This is a genomic window from Acinetobacter endophylla (assembly GCF_053543775.1).
In genome coordinates this window covers 1-357 of record NZ_JBLVOM010000113.1, presented here as the reverse complement: position 1 = coordinate 357, position 357 = coordinate 1, and the positions used below count along the sequence as shown (strand labels likewise).

The window sequence follows — 357 nt, the reverse complement described above, 5'->3', positions numbered from 1 at the left end:
TCCGATATTAAAGTTTACTTGTTTATTATCTACGTCCTGTTGAGTGTAAGCTGCTTGACCCAGATCAAAGGAGCGGCCAATGAGTGTGTTGTACCAATCCATTTCCCAGAGGTTTCCGCTGTTTATAATATCGGCGTAATTCTCATTAAAGCCAAGCTTCAGCGTAGCTGCAGCCGCGTCAGTATCTCCTGAGAGCTGTTGTATTTTTCCTGCATTCAGAGCAATGGTTGGAGTGACGTAGAACGGACGTCCTTGCAACTGCTCTGGAGGCAGAGTTTTGAGATGCTCTACGCCTGCAAGTACTTCATTATACGCGTCCAGCCCGGTTTTGAAATACTCCTGTTTCTTGGCGTCATC

General features: G+C 46.2%; 1 protein-coding gene. It reads right to left on the bottom strand.

From position 1 onward, the window contains the following. The coding region (locus ACNPNW_RS05520) for a hypothetical protein (protein ID WP_448766679.1) at positions 1–357 on the bottom strand (357 nt) is incomplete at both ends.